Origin of the sequence: Sphingopyxis sp. RIFCSPHIGHO2_12_FULL_65_19, from assembly GCF_001830555.1 — a bacterium.
In the GTDB taxonomy this organism is placed as follows: Bacteria; Pseudomonadota; Alphaproteobacteria; order Sphingomonadales; family Sphingomonadaceae; genus Sphingopyxis.
The window spans coordinates 79,728-95,867 of sequence record NZ_MIAM01000017.1 but is presented as its reverse complement, the minus strand read 5'-3'; the positions used below and the strand labels follow the sequence as shown (position 1 = coordinate 95,867).

Below are 16,140 nucleotides of genomic sequence, written 5' to 3'. Positions count from 1 at the left end.
GCCGGTCCAGAGCGCCGCGCCGAGATAAAGAGCCGCGGCAGGAGCCCACATGATGAGCCCCGCCAGTTGCTGATCTTCGAGCGGCGCCAGCCCCCAGGCCATCGTCGTCGCGAGATGGGGCGCATAGAGGGGCGTGCCCGCGAAGGTGATGAGCGCCCCGAGCAGCCCCATCTGCACCATCATGGCAAGCAGCAGGCCGATCGCGAGCGGCGGCGACGACGAGCGGAGCGAAGCCCAGAAGCCGAACGCGGTCGCGAGCAACGAAAGCTGCATCAACCAGAAGGCGCCGTCACTCGCCAGCGCGAGAGCATAGGGCGCCGGCGCGTGCCAGATCCAGAATGCGAGAATGTGCGCGGCCGCCCATAGCGGCGCACCGCCGCGCGGCCGAAACCGCGGCAGGCCGAGCGCAAACAGCGGAGCCGCAACCGCGGTCAGGATGATATGGTGCGCGACGCGCACCGAGAAGAGCGCCGACGACAGGGCGCATAGCGGCGACACGAACAGCAGAACGATCAGCGCGAACCCGGCCCAGAAGGGACCGCGCGCTTTCCATCGCCACGCCATCAGCGCCGCGGCGCCCAGCGCCGCCAACAGCCAGAGATCGAGATTCCAGCGCAGCATCCAGTCAGCCGGGATCGGCGCGGGACCACAATAGGGAATCGAGGACGGATCCATCCAATTGCCAACGTCGCGCCCGGCGCGCGGGTTCCGGGAAACTATTGGGCGGTCGGCGCATTATCCAGACGGGGGCCTGCATGGAGATCAATATGGCAACGGCCCCATCGCCTCGCATCGACCCGCCCTATCGCCGACACGCGCCGCATCCGCTGCACGCCATCCTCCTCGCCTTTCCGGTCGCCCTGTTCAGCAGCGCGCTCCTTTCCGACATCACCTATCTCAACAGCGCCGAGATGCAGTGGAGCAATTTCTCGGCCTGGTTGATCACGGGCGGGCTGATATTCGGGGCTCCGGTGCTCCTGTGGTCCGCCATAGCCCTCCTCCGCCGCCGGAAGCTGCCCACGCGAACCCCCGCCCTCGCCTATTTCCTCCTGATCCTCGTTATGTGGATCGCGGGCCTAGTGAACGCCTTCGAGCATAGCCAGGATGCCTGGAGTTCGGTCGGCACGGCCGGCGTGACCCTCTCGGCCCTATCCACACTTGCAGCGATTGCCGCCGCCTGGCTTCTCCACGCAGCGAAGGAGCCCCGCGCATGAACCGCCAGACCTCGCTTGGCCTCGTCGCTGCGGCGGCGCTAGCGGCCGCGCTCGCCGGCTGCGGCAAAGGCGATGAAAAGCTCGACCAGACGGGCACCAGCCCGAGCCTGCCGAGGATCGACGAGACGCTGGTCCCACCGATGAAGATCGCCAAGCCTGCAGGATGGAACGGCGAGCTTCCGACCGTTCCCGCCGGTTTCACGATCGTGCCGGTCGCGACGGACCTCAAGATTCCGCGACAGATCCTCGTGCTTCCAAATGGCGATATCCTCGTCGCCGAAGGGTCCGGCGGCCATGCGCCGAAGCTCCGCCCTAAGGATGTGATCGCGGGCTATATCAAGAGCCTTGGAAAATCCTCGGTGAAGGGCGGCGACCGCATCACCTTGCTGCGCGACGCAAATGGCGACGGCAAACCCGAACTTCGTACCAGCTTCATCGAGGATCTCGATGCGCCCTATGGCCTCGCGCTCGTCGGGAACGACCTTTATGTCGCCAACCAGGGTGCGCTGCTGCGCTTCGCCTACACGCCGGGCGCAACGCGCATCGCTGGCAAGGGCGAGGAAGTGACCAAGCTCCCGGCAGCGGTCAATCATCACTGGACGAAATCGCTCGCCGCGAGCGGGGACGGGTCGAAACTTTATGTCGGCATCGGCTCGAACAGCAATATCGGCGAGCGGGGAATGAGCATCGAGGAGGATAGCGCCGTCATTTGGGAGATCGATGCCGCCACCGGCGCGAGCCGCATCTTCGTCACGGGCATCCGCAACCCGACCGCCCTCGCCTTCGAGCCATCGTCGAACGTCCTCTGGGCGGTGGTGAACGAACGCGACGAGCTTGGCGCCGAGCTCGTACCCGATTATCTGACCTCGGTGCGCGAGGGCGCTTTCTACGGCTGGCCCTACAGTTATTGGGGACGCCATCCCGACCCGCGCGTTCATCCACAAAAGCCCGAGCTCGTCAGGACCGCAGTCACTCCCGATTATGCGCTCGGTTCGCACGTCGCGCCGCTCGGGCTGAGCTTTGCGACCGAAGGCGGGCTCCCGGGCTATGAGACGGGCGCCTTCGTTGGAGAGCATGGCAGCTGGAACCGCCAGACTCTCGCGGGCTACAAGGTCAGCTTCATCCCCTTCGCCAACGGACGTCCTGCCGGCAAGCCGAAGGATTTCGTGACCGGCTTCATCAAGGACGGCAAAGCGCGCGGCCGCCCGGTCGGCGTCACCTGGGACCCGGCGCGCGGCGCGCTCTGGATCGCCGACGATCTCTCGAACACGGTGTGGCGCGTCACCGGACCTCGCGCGCTCGCGATGGGATCACCGGTCGCTGCTGCAGCCAGCAAATGATAATCAGGCGGAGCCGCCCGGCTTGGGACATAGCGACGCGTCTCGGGAACGTGCCGCCCCGCCGGGCGTAGCTGACCCATGACGCGTCCCATCCCCTGTCTATCGATATCGAGAGCCTGCGCGGCCCCTTGGGCCGCGATGGCGAAGGTAGCTCGGTGATAGACCAGTCTGATATGGGCAAGCCGCGCTCGAGGGCGCATCATATCAGGGCGAACATCGTGCTTTACGGTGCGCTCTTTGCCAATCTCGGCATCGCCGTCGCCAAATTTGTCGCCGCGGGGATCAGTGGTTCCTCGTCGATGCTATCGGAAGGGGTCCATTCGCTCGTCGACAGCGGCAATCAGATGCTGCTCCTCTACGGCCAGGCCAAGGCAAAGCGGCCGCCCGACAATCGTCACCCCTTCGGCTACGGCCGCGAACTTTATTTCTGGGCGTTCGTCGTCGCAATCCTCATCTTTGCCGTCGGAGCCGGCATTTCCATCTACGAAGGCTGGGTTCACTACCGGGATCCCGAGCCGCTTCGCGATCCGACGATCAACTATGTGGTGCTCGCCATCGCCTTCCTGCTCGAGGGTGCGTCGTGGACGATCGCGGTGCGCGAGTTTAACGCCGGGCGGCGCGGGCTCGGCTGGTGGACGGCGGTGCGGCGGTCGAAGGATCCCGCAGGTTTCATCGTCCTGTTCGAAGACAGCGCCGCGCTCGCCGGCCTCGCCATCGCCGCCGGCGGCATATGGCTGAGCCATGCGACAGGGGATCCGCGGATCGACGGCATCGCCTCGATGGCGATCGGCGCAATCCTAGCGGCGGTCGCGATCCTTCTAGCCCGCGAAGCGAAGGAGCTGTTGATCGGCGAGGCTGCGGACCCCGAACTGATCGCGCGTATCTGGACCATCGTCGAACGGCGCCGCGAAATTACCGCCGTCAATCATGTGCGCACGATCCACACCGCACCCAATTCGATCTTCGTCGCGGTAAGCGCCGACTTCGAGGATCGTCTCGCCATGGGTGAGGCCGAGACGTTGATCGAGGCGATCGAGGCCGAGCTCAAGGCTGCGTCGAGCGATATCAGCTCGATCTACATCCGCCCCGAAAAGCAGTCCGATGCGCTCGTCCAGCCTCGCCCGTCGGCGGCGGCCGAACCCGCGCGGCAGCCGCGCGGCGCAAACTAGGCTTTGAGCTCGCCCGGTCGCAACTGGATCCTGATGAGCGCGCTCGTGCCCGGCATATCGCGCGAAGCATCGACCGCGCCGTAAGAGACAGCCGCCTTGTGGGTCCGCGCCAACGCTTCGATGAGGCGCGTTCCGAGACCCGTGCCGCGCGCCGTTCCGTCGGACGGCATCCCTGCCCCGTCGTCGACAACCGCGAGTTCGAGCAATGTCTCGTCGGCCCGGCGAAGCGATATCCGAATCTCGCCATCATGGCTGTCGCCATAGGCATATTTGCACGCGTTGCTCACCCATTCGTTGGCGATCATGCCGAGCGCAACGGCCTTGTCGGTGGCCACACGCATGGGCTCGACGTCGGCGATGACACGCCGCGCGGCGACCCCCGTCGACCAGGTTGCCGAGAGATCCTCGGCAAGGCCGCCCAGATAGTCGTCCATCGCCACATATTCGACGTCGTCTGTGGTGTAGAGGCGCCGGTTGACTTGCGCGACCGTCGCGATCCGTTGCTGCGTCTTCTGCAGCGCCTCGCGGGCGGCGGGATCGGCGATCGTCTTCGACTGGAGGGCGACGAAAGACATCACCATCTGGAGATTGTTCGCGACGCGGTGGTTCACTTCCTTGAGCAGCGCTTCCAGCCGCGCATTGGTCGCGCGCAGCTCGCTCTCCACCTCGGCGCGCGCGCGCCGAAGCTGGGCACGCTCGAGCACCTGTTCGAAGCTCGAGGCCAAGAGATCGAAGAAATCCTCGCCGACCGACTTTACCACATAATCGTCGGCACCCGACTTCAACGCCGCCACGGCGATGCGGCTCTCCTCGGAGCCCGTCACATAGACGACGGGCGGGCAGTCGCGCAGGGCGCGAAGCGCCTCGAGCGTGGCAAGCCCGTCCTGCCCGGGCATATAGTGATCGACGGCAACGAGATCGAAGGCAGTGACCTTCGCCATGTCGACGCCCTCGCCGCCGCTTGCCGCGAGGCTGACTTCATAACCTTTCCGGCCAAGCGCGCGCGACGCAAGCCGCCGCATGCCGTCGTCGTCATCGATATAGAGAATGTGGGCCAGGGCGGGTCTCAAGCCGGGTCGGGATCGGGGACCTGGATCACCGACAGGAAGAGACCGAGCTGGCGAATGGCGTCGGCGAAATTCTCATAGTTCACCGGCTTGGTGATATAGACGTTGCAGCCGAGGTCGTAGCAGCGCTGGATCTCGATCTTGTCGTCGGTGGTCGTGAGCACGACGACGGGCGTGCGGCGCAGCGGACTGCTGTCGGCCTTCAGCCTGGCGAGAATGTCGGTCCCGCTCATGTCGGGCAGATTGAGGTCGAGCAGCACGAGCGCCGGCCCGTTGCGCACCGGGCCCTCCGCCGCATCGTACAGGAACTCGAGAGCCGAGGTGCCGTCGAGAAAATGATGGATCTTGTTGGAAATGCCGGCGCGCCGGATGTTCTTCTCGATAAGGCGCGCATGCCCCTCATCGTCCTCGACCATCACGATGTTTACGGGCAGTTGGTCAGGCATCTTCTTCTCCGCTTTGCCACACGAGGGGCAGGATCAGCCGAAAGGTGGAACCCGCACCGAGTTCGGACTGGATTTCGATATTACCGCCGAGGCGATAGGCAAGCGCGCGGGCGTGGGCAAGGCCGATCCCCTCCCCCTGTTGGTCCTGGACGCCCGACCTTCGGAAGAGGTCGAACACGCGTTCGTGATCGCGCGGCTCGATGCCCCGACCATTGTCGGCGACCGAGACCCATGCGCGCCCGAGATCCGTTCCGCCGTCGACCCGGATGATACCGGCTCGCCCCGGCTGCAGATATTTGAGGGCATTCTCTAAGAGGTTCGAGAGGATCTGCTCGACCGCGACCCGGTCGTTGATCACGGACGGCAGGTCCGACACCTCGACCGTCGTACCGGTCTCGTCGATGCGGTGCTGGAGGCTGCCGACGATCGCGCCTACGACGTCGCCGAGCGCAAGCGTTTCGGGTGCGAGCGTACGTCGACCCTGGCGCGAGAGATTGAGGATCGCGTTGATCAGCCGGTCCATCTTCTGCGTCGACGTACGGATGAAGCCGATCGATTCCGGCAGATCTTCCTCGATCGCGAGCCGGGTCGCGGCGTCGGGCGCCTGCCAGCCCTGCCTGTCCCCCTGCTCGAGATAGCCCGAGATCGCCTTGCGCGCGGTTTCGAGTTCGGCGGTGAAGCCCATCACATTGACCAGCGGCGAGCGCAGATCGTGCGACACGATATAGGCGAAGCGCTGGATCTCGGCGTTGGCGCGCTTGAGCTCGCCCGTCCGCGCATCGACCAGCTCCTCGAGCCCTTCGTTGAGGCGGCGCAGTTCCGCCCGCGAAGACCGGAGTTCGACGAGATTGTTGCGGACGAGGAGCAATGTCGCGGCGGCGACGACCAGCAGAAGAATGCCGGTGCCGATCAGCGTCAGGGTGAACAGCGATTGCGTGCGCCGCTGCCGCGCTTCGCGATCCTTGAGGAGGGCGAGTTCGCCCTCGAGCATCGTCTCAACGAGCGCGCGCGCGGCACGCACCTCGAGCACGCCCTTGTCGTTCGCGAAGTCGGCGATCAGCGCCGCGCGGTCTGCGCCGCGGAGGCCGAGCGTCGCCCGGTAATGGCGGCCATAGGCATCGAGACGCGCGCGAAGCCTGGCGGCGCGGCCGCGCTGGTTCGGATTGTCGCTGATCAGCGCCTCAAGCGATGCGAGCTGGGCGCGCGACCGGCCCTCTGCTTCGTCCATGATCGTCGCGAACGCCGGGTTCTGCGTCAGGATCAGCCCGCGGCGCGCCGTCTCCATCCGTTCGGTCGCGCTTGCGAAGGCCCCGAGATTGGCTTCGACCGCGAGCGTATGCGCGACCATGCGGGCGTCGGCCTCATTCTGGCGTTGCACATAAAATGCTGTCGATGCCGCAGCGAGCAGCGCGGCAAATCCGATCGTCAGGAGAATGATGATCAGGCGGCTCGCCCGCGTGTCGCGGCCGAGCGACGAGATCCTGGCCGATTCCATGTAAATGCCCCTCGGCCGGTCGATCTGTGTCCGCCGTGCATGCACTGCAGAGCCCGTCGTGGCAAGCAGCGTCACCGGCACATCGAGCCCTTAACGCGCGGCGTCCGATCACGGATTAACATGGATCAATATGATTCTGAATGAGAGTCGCAGATACGGGCGCGTAGGTGCGACACAGCAACGCCGATCACCGGAATGCCCCGGACAGTCGAACGTTCTTAGCCGCGCCACGGGTGCCTCGAAGCTGTTGACAGGGAATATATGCCCAAGAGGATATTGGTCGTCGAAGATGATCCACTTGTCGCCATGATGCTCGAAGATGCGTTGGAGGCGCTGGGGCACGGTATCGTCGGCGACGCGGGCGATATCGCTACGGCGCTCAGGCATATCTCGAAAGGCGAATTCGACGCCGCGATCGTCGACGTTTATCTCGAATCCGGTTTGCCGTGCGATGCGGTAGCAGAGGCCCTTGCGGCGCGGTCGATCCCTTTCCTCGTCGCGACGGGCGGTTTCGTCGGTCAGCCAGGCCCCTGTTGGAGCGACAGGCCGATCCTTGCGAAGCCTTTCACGATCGATAGTCTCGAAGCCGCGCTCGCCAGCCTCGCACAAGAATAAGGCCAGCGCGCGCCGCCGATCAGAGTCCGGCCTTCTCGAGGGCGGCGGCGACCTCATGGTCGAGCCCGTCATACCCTTTTGGAGACATGCGGTTGAGCAATGTCTGTATCCGCTTCTGGGCGACTTGCAGCGCCTTGTGGCGTACCTCGCGTTCGCGGTTCGTCCGCCAGGATCGGCTCTCGCCAAGCAGTGCGGCCCATTTCGCCTCTTCAGCGGCAAGTACGGCGAGGGCAAGCCGCAGACCGTCGCGTTGTCCGCGTGCATGATCGTCATTCATCGAAGCCTCCCCACGTCACCGGCAATCGCAACGAAAGGGCCTGCGCCAGACGTCTTCCCGCTCGCGGCTCCCTCTCCGGGAGGAACCTTTGCCGCGCGCGCGGGCTGTTTTGCGGAAAGGAGAGAGATCCTGAAGGACGAACCCAAGAAAGGCGACGAGGTGACCTGGAAGAGCCACGGCGGACGCGCCGAGGGCAAGGTCGTGAAAAAAGTGACGAAAGCGATGGACATCAAGGGTCATTATGTCGCGGCATCGCCGAAAAACCCCGAATATCTGGTCGAAACGGCCGAAGGCAAGCGAGCGGCCCACGAGGCCGGCGCCTTGAAACGAAAAGAGCCGCGTTAAGGACGGCTGCCGAACTCGGCCGAGCTCCGGCGTCCGGTCCCGCCCGCCGAAGTGCCCGCGATCCTCGTTCACGAGGCCGCATCGATCATGATCTGGAGTGCTGCGGCGACCGCCTGATCGAGAACATTGCGGCGGCCGATATCGCCGAAATGAAAATCCTCGACGTGTGCCGCGTCTGCACTGGCCACACCGATGTAGACCAGACCGACTTCCTCACGATCTTCGCGAGGCCCGCAAAACCCCGTGATCGCAACGGCGATATCGGCGCAGCTTTTTCCGAGGGCGCCCGTCGCCATCGCGGCCGCGACCTCGGGATTGACGGCCCCACCCCGTTCGGCGTCTTTCCGAAGGACACCGAGCATCTCGCATTTGGCGTCGATCGAATAAGCGACGAAGCCGCGCTCGAGATGGGCTCCGAGCGCGGCGTCAGCGGCGAAGATGGCTGCGAGCTGGCCGCCGGTGCAGCTTTCGGCTGTCACGAACCGCAGCGTCTTGCCGGCGAGATGCCGGGCCAGCTTGCGCGTGCGCCGTTCGATCAGCGTCGCCGCGCTCACCCTACATGGTAGCGAGTTCGGCGGGCGGCAGCCCTGCGGTCTCGGCCTGGCGCTTCAGCTCTTCCTTCCGGGCGAGCATCCTCTCGCCTAGCGCGTCGAGGTCGACATCGGCGGCGCGCGCCTGCTGGAACATATTGTCGTGCTGCTTTTCCTCTTCCTTCACATGGTGCTTGATCTCTTCGGACAGCACCGTGACCTTTGCCTCGAAAAATTCGTCGGCGGGTCCCGAGGCGACGATGTCGTTGATCAGGATCTTGGCGCCGTCATGCTCGACATAGGCCTCCTTCAGCAGATCGTCGTCGATCTTTCCCTTGAGCGCCGGATAGAAGACTTCTTCCTCGATCTGCGCGTGAATCTTGAGCTCGGTGCAAATCTGGTCGGCGATCTTCGCCTTGCGGTCGCTCCCGCTGGCCTTCTCGAATTCCTCGAACAGGGCTTCGACCGCCCGGTGATCGGCTGCAAGGATATGGGTGGCGTCGGTGTCGATTTCGGTCGGTTTCATGGCAGTCTCCATCGTCATGCCCCGCGCCTGTTCAGCGCGCGGCGAGCCCGAAAGTTGCGCTCGATCCGCTCACACCGCGCCGTCGTCGGCATCGCGCTGGCGCGACGCGCCTTCGGACCGCTTGATGAAGCTGATCTTCCCCTGCGGCTCGAGGATCGCCCATTCCACGTCGGAAATGTGGGCAATGCCCGCGAGCCGCATCTCGGACTCGATCTCGTCGGCGGTAAGCCGGTCGCGGTGAAGATTGTCGCGGATGATCTCGCCCTGCTTCACCACGACGCGCGGATGGCCTTCGAGCAGATTCTTGAGCCGCGGAAAGAGATAGGTCGCCCAGCTCAGGGTGAGCGCCCAGAAGGCGAAGGTCACAATCGCGAGCAACGCGCCGGTCAGGCTGAAATCATTATGGGTGACGCCCTGCTGGATGAGGTCGCCCATCACCACAAGCAGAACCAGCTCGAAAGGCGTCATCTGCCCCAGTTCGCGTTTCCCCATGAGACGGAGCAGCGCATAGAGCAGGAAAAACATCGCACTCGCGCGAAGGACGATATCCATCAGGGCAGGACCTTGATCTCTAGCGGCATGCTGCCGAGCCGCTGCTCGCCGTCGAACAGCGCAATCTCGCCCTTGGTTCCTGCGAAGAGCGGCGGGTTGATCTGGCCATCGATCTTGACGACCAGCGTCTCGCCCGCGCGAAGCTCCCCATAGGAGAAACGATAGGCGCCGTCCTTGTAGCTTTCCTCGGCGGCGGCGGGGAGCATGGTGTTGATCGTCATGTCGGTCCAGAGCGACGGGGAGACCGCAAGCACCGCATCGGAAACATCGCGGATCGCCTCGACACGAATGCGGGTTTCGAAAAACTCGCCGTTGCGAATGACCGAGGGCGTCTTCACCTCGAGCCGCGCTGCTCCAAAATCCTCGACGCGCAGCAGACTAGGCTGGCCACCGACGAGGCCCGATAGCGCGACGGCGACGATGGCAGCGAGCAGGACGAAGGACACGGGGCTCGCGTGGCGGTGCCAGCGCTGCCCGGCGATCATCTTCTCGCTGATTCCGTCCGGGCGACGGCTGTTCGCTGCAGCCGCGTCGCCGCCCGTCCCCTCGGGGCCCTCCGTCAAGCGAGGGGCTCCGGCCACGGCCGCGCGAGATAGGTACGAACCGCATCGGCGCGATCTCCGACAGCCGCGACCGCGATCAATATCTCGGACTGGCTGGCGCCCAATATGCGCGCCCAAGCGAGCATCGCGCCGGGCGCGCTTCGATCGATGCGATCATGTTCGAACTGTTGGTGGATCACGCCCATCTCCCGTCGATGATGACGGGCGAACGCCTGCAGGGTTCAAAAGTTGCGGTTCGGCGACGATCGCCGAAGGGCGTTCGCAGGCGTCAGGGCAATGGCCAAGCCTCGCCGTCGTCACTCTTTCACACGCGCCGCGAAACGCCGCGATGCGGCCAAAGTTGCGCACGGAGGCGAAGATAAATCTGGGCGATCGCAGGCAACTTTCGCCCGCGTCCAAGGGTTTCTCTCACCAGAACCCACAGCCAATGGAGAGTATCATGAGCGTCAAAGGACAGATCAAGGAAGCTGCCGGCTATGTGAAGGAAGAAGCCTTCGAAAACGGCGACAGCCCCGAGGCCAAGCGCAAGGCGCAGGAAGGCCGCGACCTTCGCAACGAAGGCCGCATCGAAGACGGCAAGCCGCCGAAGACGGGTACTCCCGGCACCGAAAACTAATCCTCCCGCCAAGTTGATGGCCCCCTTCGGGTCCGCGTATGCGGACCCTTTTTTTTGCTCGGCGTCCCGAAGCAGCTGGCGGAGGAGAATTCGCATTGACCCAGAGCAAGTCGGCCGAACTTCTGCGCGCCCGGAGCATTGTCGCAACATGACACCCCGCATAGCCTTTGTCGGAGCCGGCCCGACCACGCTCTACACGCTGCATGCGCTTCTCGCCCACCACCCCTCGCCCTTCCGTCTTGCCGTGTATGAAGCGCAAGCGAGCGCGGGCCGCGGAACGCCCTATCGGCCCGGCTGGAACGACCCCGCCATGCTGGCGAATATCGCCAGCATCGAAATCCCGCCGCTTGCCGAGACGCTGTGCGACTGGCTGATACGTCAGCCGCCGGAGCGCCTCGCCGATCTCGGCATCGATCCCGATGCGATCGGCGAACGGACCTTCTATCCGCGGGTCGCGCTCGGCGAATATTTCCGCGACCAGTTCGACGCCGTTATCGACATGGCGCGCGCGCGCGGTATCGAGGTCGAGCTGCGCACGCGATGCCGCGTCGAGGACGCGGTCAGCACGTCGGGCGCGATGATACTCAAGGTTCGCACGAGGTCGGGCGAACTCGCCGACGAGGCTTTCGATCATGTCGTCCTCGCGACGGGCCACCAATGGCCCTCCGAGCCCGAGGTTCGGCCGGGCTATTTCCTCAGCCCCTGGCCCGCCTCGGCTCTGGCCACGGTACCGCCCTGCGATATCGGCATTCGGGGCAGCTCGCTCACGGCCATCGACGCCTGTATCGCGCTCGCCAACATCCATGGCTCGTTTGACGAAACCCGGGACGGCGAGACGCATTATCGTCCGGCATCCGCCACCGACGCGTTCCACATGACGATGATGTCGAGGAAGGGCCTGCTCCCCGAAGCCGATTTCTATGCGCCGCTTCCCTATGAGCCGCTCGACATCTGTACCGAGGAGGCGATCACGCGTCTCGTTGCGAGCGAAGAAGACCAGCTGCTCGATGCCGCCTTCGCACTGTTCAAGGCGGAGCTTGCCGCTGCCGATCCCCCTTACGCCGCGGGCATCGGCCTGGAGGAGCTCGACCTTGAGGGCTTCTGCGAAGCCTATTTTGCGCGGCGCGCAGCGAGCGATCCCTTTGTGTGGGCCGAGGCCAATCTCGCCGAAGCGCAGCACGACTATGCCGCAAGGCACACCGTCGCGTGGCGCTACGCGATCCTGCGCATGCACGAAGTGCTCGCGCTTCTTGTGCCATATCTGGAGGGAACGGACTACCGCCGCTTCGTCCGTTACTTCAAGCCGGTGTTCGTCGACGATTATGCCACCGTTCCCCACAAATCGATCCGGCGGCTGATCGCGCTCCATCGCGCCGGGAAGCTCGATGTCACGGCGATCGGCGACGACTACCGCATCGACACGGGCGGCGACGAGGCCGGCGCGTCCCTGATCTTGGGCGGCGAGCGGCGGCATTTCGAGGTGTTTATCGAGGCGATGGGCCAGCGCCCGCTCGGCGCCGCAGCCTTTCCATTCCCCTCGCTGCGCCAACAGGGCATCGTGCGCGATGCAGCGCCTGGTGCCGGCAAGGCGGAGGCGCGGGGCATCGCGATCGACGATGCCTTCCACCCGATTGCAGACGATATCCCGGAATCCCGCCTCTTCTGCCTCAGCCTGCCCTTCCTGCTCGGCCGCCACCCTTTCATCCAGGGAATCACGAGTTCGCACGAAATGGGCCTGGTTGTCGGAGAACAGCTCGCAGCCGCGATCGGCCAGGCGACTACCGAGGAGAAGGCCGCGTGAAGCTCTTCGCCATATATGTCGGCGGCGAGATGGCCGGCGCCAATATCGAGCTGCACGACATGCGCTTCGTCGCCGCGCCCACGATCACCGACACTTATGATGCGCTCCGCAGCCAATGGTGGGGCACGCCGGGCAGCCTCCATATCGACTGCTGGGCCGAGATCGATCACGCCGATGGCTATGACATAGTTTTGAAGACCGCGCCGTTCGAGGGTCCCGAACGGCTCTATTATGTCAATCTAGGCGGCTATATCCGGGGCGAATTTCTCGAGCGCCACCGCAATCTTTTCATTGTGGCGGACACGCTCGCGCGTGCGAAGTCGCGCGCGCTCGCATCGGTGCGGCAGTGGGTGCAGCCGCACCGCGACGAGATGTACGAGGCCGAGCAGGCCTTTGCGCTCGACGCGGTCGCCGCCGAAGCCCGGCTCCACATCCATCTCGTGCCCGCCCCGCGGCGCGAGCTCGCGATCACCTGCGAATATCGCCCGATCCGCGCCCCGCGCCAGCAAAGCCGGACCGCCGCGACCGGTCCCTGACCCAAGCCGCGAGGCGCAGCCCCCCCCTCCGCAACTCCCGCCTTCGCGGCGCATTGATGCAGTTACAGACGCTCCAGACAAAAGGCTCCTCCCATGACCATGACGATCGAACAGCTTTCCGAGAAGATGAAGGATATCGACTTCGCGATGCTCGCCACGCACACGGCGGGCGGCGCCATCGGGTCGCGGCCGATGAGCAACAATCGCGAAGTCAATTATGACGGCGACGCCTGGTTCTTCACCGACGAGACGTCCCTCATGGTCGCCGATATCGCGGCCAACCCGAACGTCAATCTGAGCTATCAGGGCAAATCGGGCCTGCTCGGCATGCGGCCCTTCTTCCTCGCCGTCGAGGGTCACGCAACGCTCATCCGCGACAAGGCCGCATTCGCCGAACATTGGACGAAAGGACTCGAACGCTGGTGGCCGGACGGTATCGAGACGCCCGGGATCGTCCTCATCAAGGTCTCGGGCACCCGCGCGCATTATTGGGACGGGGAGGATGAGGGCGAAGTTCAGCTCTGACAAGGAAAGACATCCCGCCACGGTTCCCGGTCGGTGAAGGACAAAGAGAAGCCACCACCCCATCGGTCTGCCATTACCCTCTCCGATACCCGCGCCGCGAGAAAGGCGAGTTCCATGCCGAACGCTTCCGATAGCGATAGTGCAAGCGCCGAAGAGGTTTCGCTCGATGGGGGCTGCGCTTGCGGCGCGGTTCGGTACCGCCTCGAAGAAAAGCCATATGATAGCGGCTGGTGTCACTGCCGTGTCTGTCAGCATGTCTCGGGGTCGGGCGGCATGGTCTTTACGACGGTCCATCTCGACCGGTACCGCATCCTTGCGAGCGAAGAGCATATAGAACGCTTCGCATCGACCAGCTTCGGCACGCGCAGCTTCTGCCGGAAGTGCGGCTCGCCGCTAACAATCCATCTGCGCCACCAGGCCGATGAGATCGATATTGCGGCGGGGACGCTGGACGATCCCGAAGAGATTGCGCCAGCCTTCCACCTTTATACCGCCGAGGCGCCGAGCTGGATGCCGATGATTGCGTTCCTTCCGCGCTACAAGGCGCTGCGACCGAAGACGCGCGGGCTCGACGAGGGGGTCACGGAGGCGGGCTGAGGCGTAAATGAAGACCGCGCCCCAAGAACCACACGGGGCAAAATCGCAACCGCTTTTGCAGCGGGGCGTTTCCTGGTCAGATCATGACGATTTCGAGTTCCGCCGCGTCGAACCGGAGCTCGATCCCCTACTGAAAGGACAAGACATGCGCATCCTCATCCTCGGTGCCGGCGCCGCACTTTTTCTCGCCGCTTGCGACAGCAAGCAGGAAGCTGCCGAGGACAGGATGGAACGTGCAGCCGAGACCAGCGCCACGGTCGCCGGCCCCCTCCCTGCGGCGCTCGGCCTCAGCGAGGCACAACTTCTCGACGCCGATATCGTCGGCGCGGACGGGAAGGATCTCGGAGACGTATCGCAGGTGCTGCGCGGCGCCGACGACAAGGTGGACCGTCTCCTCGTCGAGCTCGAAGGCGTCGGTCCCGACCGCTACGTCCATGTACCGGTGCAGGGCCTCAAGCCCATCGTGCGCGGCGGCGACACCGATCTTGAGACGAGCATGACCAAGGCCGACCTCGATGCGCTGCCCGAAGTGAAACTGCCAGCCCCTTGAGATCGTGACGCGAGGAGCATCGACTGTGAACGGAGAAACTCTCCATCGGCGGATCGATGTCGGCGGAGTTGATATCTTTTACAGGGAGGCAGGACCGCCCGACGCTCCGGTGCTGCTGCTGCCGCATGGCTATCCCTGTTCGTCGTTCGAGTTTCGCAATCTCCTGCCGCGGCTTGGCGATCGGTGGCGGCTGCTCGCACCCGATTATCCGGGCATGGGCTACAGCGATACGCCCGAGCATTTCGACTATAGCTTCGACGGCTATGCGCAGCTTCTCGACGGGTTCGTGCGTGCGCTCGGCGTCGAGCGCTTTGTGCTCTATCTTCACGATTTCGGATCGCCGATCGGCGCGCGTGTCGCGATCATGCAGCCTGAACGCATCCTCGCGCAGATCATCCAGAATGGGGACATTCCCTATGAGGATGCGCTGGGCGACAAATATGCCGAGATAGAGAAGAGCTGGTCGCTTCCCGAACGCGAGATGCGCGCCGAGATCGGCAAGGCAATCAGCGAGGATGTTTTTCGGGAGGAGTTTCTGAACGACGTGCGGCCCGATCTCGTGCCGCGCATTCCGCCGGACCTCTGGAAACTGCACTGGTCGCTGATCACTCCGCGGCGCCGCGAAATCGCGATCGACCTTATCGGGGGCCTCAAGGCCAACCGCTCGTGGTTCGGCGCGCATCGGCGCTATCTGCGCGAGCACCACCCGCCGACGCTCATCGTCTGGGGTCCGCAGGATTTCTATATGCCCGAGAAGTCTGCGCGCGCCTATTTGCGCGATCTCCCCGCGGCCGAGCTGCATATGCTAGACGGCGGCCATTGGCTTCTCGAAACCAATCTCGACGAGGTTGTCCCGCTGATCAGGGACTTTCTCGATCGGACGCTGTGCTGAGAAGCGACGCCGAACCGCGTTCCCTTGCCTTGTCCCAGCGGCCCCAGCTGCCAGCAGCCCGGGCCGGGCCACCGCAACGATAAAGGGCGCCGGAACCGGCGCCCTTCACCCTGCCCTTAGGGAAGGCAGTCTTATTTCTTCTGGGTGTCGCCGACGCCGGTTTCGGACGGAGCGATCTCGCCATTGTCGTCCATCGCGTTGGCTTTTTCCTCGCCTTGCTCTTCGACGACATCGGCCTTCTGCTCCATCGCCTCTTTGGCGGGACCTTCGGGCATCGCGTCGGCCTGATCGTCGATCGCCTCGGCCTTCGCTTCGGCCTGATCCTCGACCTTGTCGGCGGCGGGGCTCTGGCAGGCGCCGAGCGCGAGGGCCGAGGTTGCGGCGAGGGTTACAAACAGCTTTTTCATCGAGACTCTCCCTGTTGATGACTGCCCTGCTAACGCGGCGAAGCCCACAGGGTTCCGCAGGCCTGCGCTATGGGCAT

At 64.5% G+C, this 16,140-nt stretch carries 22 protein-coding genes; 12 read left to right on the top strand and 10 right to left on the bottom strand.

Annotated features, from left to right (window positions below; genetic code table 11):
- On the bottom strand, positions 1 to 675 hold a 675-nt coding region (locus A3E77_RS06005; protein ID WP_293644145.1), incomplete at its 3' end, for a cytochrome c oxidase assembly protein.
- 92 nt (positions 676 to 767) lie between these two features.
- Here A3E77_RS06005 and A3E77_RS06000 point away from each other — a divergent pair.
- The 3 genes from A3E77_RS06000 to A3E77_RS05990 all read left to right on the top strand — a co-directional run bounded on the left by A3E77_RS06000 (position 768) and on the right by A3E77_RS05990 (position 3,723).
- Complete coding sequence (locus tag A3E77_RS06000) at positions 768 to 1,214, top strand: DUF2231 domain-containing protein (RefSeq protein ID WP_293644143.1); 447 nt, start codon at positions 768 to 770, stop codon at positions 1,212 to 1,214.
- A complete protein-coding gene (locus A3E77_RS05995) occupies positions 1,211 to 2,554 on the top strand; it encodes a PQQ-dependent sugar dehydrogenase (protein ID WP_293644141.1) in 1,344 nt (447 codons plus the stop codon). Before A3E77_RS06000 ends, A3E77_RS05995 begins: the two co-directional genes overlap by 4 nt.
- 173 nt (positions 2,555 to 2,727) lie before the next feature.
- Positions 2,728 to 3,723, top strand: coding sequence for a cation diffusion facilitator family transporter (locus tag A3E77_RS05990; RefSeq protein ID WP_293644139.1), 996 nt, complete (start codon positions 2,728 to 2,730; stop codon positions 3,721 to 3,723).
- Here A3E77_RS05990 and A3E77_RS05985 read toward each other — a convergent pair.
- The 3 genes from A3E77_RS05985 to A3E77_RS05975 are packed head-to-tail and all read right to left on the bottom strand — an operon-like array spanning position 3,720 to position 6,731.
- Positions 3,720 to 4,793, bottom strand: coding sequence for a sensor histidine kinase (locus tag A3E77_RS05985; RefSeq protein ID WP_235535731.1), 1,074 nt, complete (start codon positions 4,791 to 4,793; stop codon positions 3,720 to 3,722). The two genes, A3E77_RS05990 and A3E77_RS05985, sit on opposite strands and share 4 nt — an antisense overlap.
- The gene (locus A3E77_RS05980) at positions 4,790 to 5,236 is read right to left on the bottom strand and encodes a response regulator (protein ID WP_293644137.1); all 447 of its coding nucleotides are present in this window, start codon (positions 5,234 to 5,236) and stop codon (positions 4,790 to 4,792) included. Before A3E77_RS05980 ends, A3E77_RS05985 begins: the two co-directional genes overlap by 4 nt.
- Positions 5,229 to 6,731 carry a sensor histidine kinase gene (locus A3E77_RS05975; RefSeq protein WP_293644135.1) on the bottom strand — a complete coding sequence of 501 codons (1,503 nt, stop codon included), beginning with the start codon at positions 6,729 to 6,731 and terminating at the stop codon, positions 5,229 to 5,231. Before A3E77_RS05975 ends, A3E77_RS05980 begins: the two co-directional genes overlap by 8 nt.
- 261 nt (positions 6,732 to 6,992) lie before the next feature.
- Here A3E77_RS05975 and A3E77_RS05970 point away from each other — a divergent pair, with 261 nt between their 5' ends.
- Positions 6,993 to 7,346 carry a response regulator gene (locus A3E77_RS05970; protein ID WP_293644133.1) on the top strand — a complete coding sequence of 118 codons (354 nt, stop codon included), beginning with the start codon at positions 6,993 to 6,995 and terminating at the stop codon, positions 7,344 to 7,346.
- 136 nt (positions 7,347 to 7,482) lie between these two features.
- Complete coding sequence (locus A3E77_RS05965; protein ID WP_293644131.1) at positions 7,483 to 7,968, top strand: hypervirulence associated TUDOR domain-containing protein; 486 nt, start codon at positions 7,483 to 7,485, stop codon at positions 7,966 to 7,968.
- A 68-nt stretch (positions 7,969 to 8,036) separates the two neighbouring features.
- On the opposite strand, the gene A3E77_RS05960 is transcribed toward A3E77_RS05965, so the two are convergent.
- The 5 genes from A3E77_RS05960 to A3E77_RS05940 form a co-directional block, all read right to left on the bottom strand.
- Complete coding sequence (locus tag A3E77_RS05960; protein WP_293644129.1) at positions 8,037 to 8,522, bottom strand: CinA family protein; 486 nt, start codon at positions 8,520 to 8,522, stop codon at positions 8,037 to 8,039.
- Between the two features lies 1 nt (position 8,523).
- Positions 8,524 to 9,024 carry a hemerythrin domain-containing protein gene (locus A3E77_RS05955; protein ID WP_293644127.1) on the bottom strand — a complete coding sequence of 167 codons (501 nt, stop codon included), beginning with the start codon at positions 9,022 to 9,024 and terminating at the stop codon, positions 8,524 to 8,526.
- 69 nt (positions 9,025 to 9,093) lie between these two features.
- Positions 9,094 to 9,576 (bottom strand): DUF421 domain-containing protein, encoded by a 483-nt coding sequence (locus tag A3E77_RS05950; RefSeq protein WP_056350254.1) that lies wholly within the window; start codon positions 9,574 to 9,576, stop codon positions 9,094 to 9,096.
- Positions 9,576 to 10,139, bottom strand: a complete 564-nt coding sequence (locus A3E77_RS05945) for a hypothetical protein (protein WP_293644125.1) — start codon at positions 10,137 to 10,139, stop codon at positions 9,576 to 9,578. Before A3E77_RS05945 ends, A3E77_RS05950 begins: the two co-directional genes overlap by 1 nt.
- Positions 10,136 to 10,318, bottom strand: a complete 183-nt coding sequence (locus A3E77_RS05940) for a DUF3606 domain-containing protein (protein WP_293644123.1) — start codon at positions 10,316 to 10,318, stop codon at positions 10,136 to 10,138. Before A3E77_RS05940 ends, A3E77_RS05945 begins: the two co-directional genes overlap by 4 nt.
- Positions 10,319 to 10,578: 260 nt before the next feature.
- Here A3E77_RS05940 and A3E77_RS05935 point away from each other — a divergent pair, with 260 nt between their 5' ends.
- From A3E77_RS05935 to A3E77_RS05905, 7 genes are all read left to right on the top strand, one after another.
- A complete protein-coding gene (locus tag A3E77_RS05935; protein WP_167346272.1) occupies positions 10,579 to 10,755 on the top strand; it encodes a hypothetical protein in 177 nt (58 codons plus the stop codon).
- Positions 10,756 to 10,903: 148 nt separating this feature from the next.
- On the top strand, positions 10,904 to 12,556 hold the full coding sequence (locus tag A3E77_RS05930; RefSeq protein WP_293644121.1) for an FAD/NAD(P)-binding protein: 1,653 nt from the start codon (positions 10,904 to 10,906) through the stop codon (positions 12,554 to 12,556).
- Positions 12,553 to 13,092, top strand: coding sequence for a DUF1543 domain-containing protein (locus A3E77_RS05925; RefSeq protein WP_293644119.1), 540 nt, complete (start codon positions 12,553 to 12,555; stop codon positions 13,090 to 13,092). Before A3E77_RS05930 ends, A3E77_RS05925 begins: the two co-directional genes overlap by 4 nt.
- Positions 13,093 to 13,185: 93 nt before the next feature.
- Positions 13,186 to 13,617 carry a pyridoxamine 5'-phosphate oxidase family protein gene (locus tag A3E77_RS05920; protein ID WP_293644117.1) on the top strand — a complete coding sequence of 144 codons (432 nt, stop codon included), beginning with the start codon at positions 13,186 to 13,188 and terminating at the stop codon, positions 13,615 to 13,617.
- A gap of 114 nt (positions 13,618 to 13,731) precedes the next feature.
- The gene (locus tag A3E77_RS05915; protein WP_293644116.1) at positions 13,732 to 14,214 is read left to right on the top strand and encodes a GFA family protein; all 483 of its coding nucleotides are present in this window, start codon (positions 13,732 to 13,734) and stop codon (positions 14,212 to 14,214) included.
- 7 nt (positions 14,215 to 14,221) lie between these two features.
- The gene (locus A3E77_RS05910; RefSeq protein WP_293644114.1) at positions 14,222 to 14,764 is read left to right on the top strand and encodes a PRC-barrel domain-containing protein; all 543 of its coding nucleotides are present in this window, start codon (positions 14,222 to 14,224) and stop codon (positions 14,762 to 14,764) included.
- Between the two features lie 25 nt (positions 14,765 to 14,789).
- Positions 14,790 to 15,656 carry an alpha/beta fold hydrolase gene (locus tag A3E77_RS05905; RefSeq protein WP_293644112.1) on the top strand — a complete coding sequence of 289 codons (867 nt, stop codon included), beginning with the start codon at positions 14,790 to 14,792 and terminating at the stop codon, positions 15,654 to 15,656.
- 131 nt (positions 15,657 to 15,787) lie between these two features.
- Here the strand turns inward: A3E77_RS05905 and A3E77_RS05900 are convergent, their stop codons facing one another.
- Positions 15,788 to 16,063, bottom strand: a complete 276-nt coding sequence (locus A3E77_RS05900) for a hypothetical protein (protein ID WP_054727924.1) — start codon at positions 16,061 to 16,063, stop codon at positions 15,788 to 15,790.
- Positions 16,064 to 16,140 lie beyond the last annotated feature (77 nt).

Coding starts and splice junctions, on each gene's coding strand:
- A3E77_RS05910 (WP_293644114.1), top strand. CDS start 14,222: ATGAAGACCGCGCCCCAAGAACCACACGGGGCAAAATCGCAACCGCTT.
- A3E77_RS05950 (WP_056350254.1), bottom strand. CDS start 9,576: ATGGATATCGTCCTTCGCGCGAGTGCGATGTTTTTCCTGCTCTATGCG.
- A3E77_RS05935 (WP_167346272.1), top strand. CDS start 10,579: ATGAGCGTCAAAGGACAGATCAAGGAAGCTGCCGGCTATGTGAAGGAA.
- A3E77_RS05915 (WP_293644116.1), top strand. CDS start 13,732: ATGCCGAACGCTTCCGATAGCGATAGTGCAAGCGCCGAAGAGGTTTCG.
- A3E77_RS05995 (WP_293644141.1), top strand. CDS start 1,211: ATGAACCGCCAGACCTCGCTTGGCCTCGTCGCTGCGGCGGCGCTAGCG.
- A3E77_RS05955 (WP_293644127.1), bottom strand. CDS start 9,024: ATGAAACCGACCGAAATCGACACCGACGCCACCCATATCCTTGCAGCC.
- A3E77_RS05920 (WP_293644117.1), top strand. CDS start 13,186: ATGACCATGACGATCGAACAGCTTTCCGAGAAGATGAAGGATATCGAC.
- A3E77_RS05900 (WP_054727924.1), bottom strand. CDS start 16,063: ATGAAAAAGCTGTTTGTAACCCTCGCCGCAACCTCGGCCCTCGCGCTC.
- A3E77_RS05970 (WP_293644133.1), top strand. CDS start 6,993: ATGCCCAAGAGGATATTGGTCGTCGAAGATGATCCACTTGTCGCCATG.
- A3E77_RS05990 (WP_293644139.1), top strand. CDS start 2,728: ATGGGCAAGCCGCGCTCGAGGGCGCATCATATCAGGGCGAACATCGTG.
- A3E77_RS05930 (WP_293644121.1), top strand. CDS start 10,904: ATGACACCCCGCATAGCCTTTGTCGGAGCCGGCCCGACCACGCTCTAC.
- A3E77_RS05980 (WP_293644137.1), bottom strand. CDS start 5,236: ATGCCTGACCAACTGCCCGTAAACATCGTGATGGTCGAGGACGATGAG.
- A3E77_RS05975 (WP_293644135.1), bottom strand. CDS start 6,731: ATGGAATCGGCCAGGATCTCGTCGCTCGGCCGCGACACGCGGGCGAGC.
- A3E77_RS06000 (WP_293644143.1), top strand. CDS start 768: ATGGCAACGGCCCCATCGCCTCGCATCGACCCGCCCTATCGCCGACAC.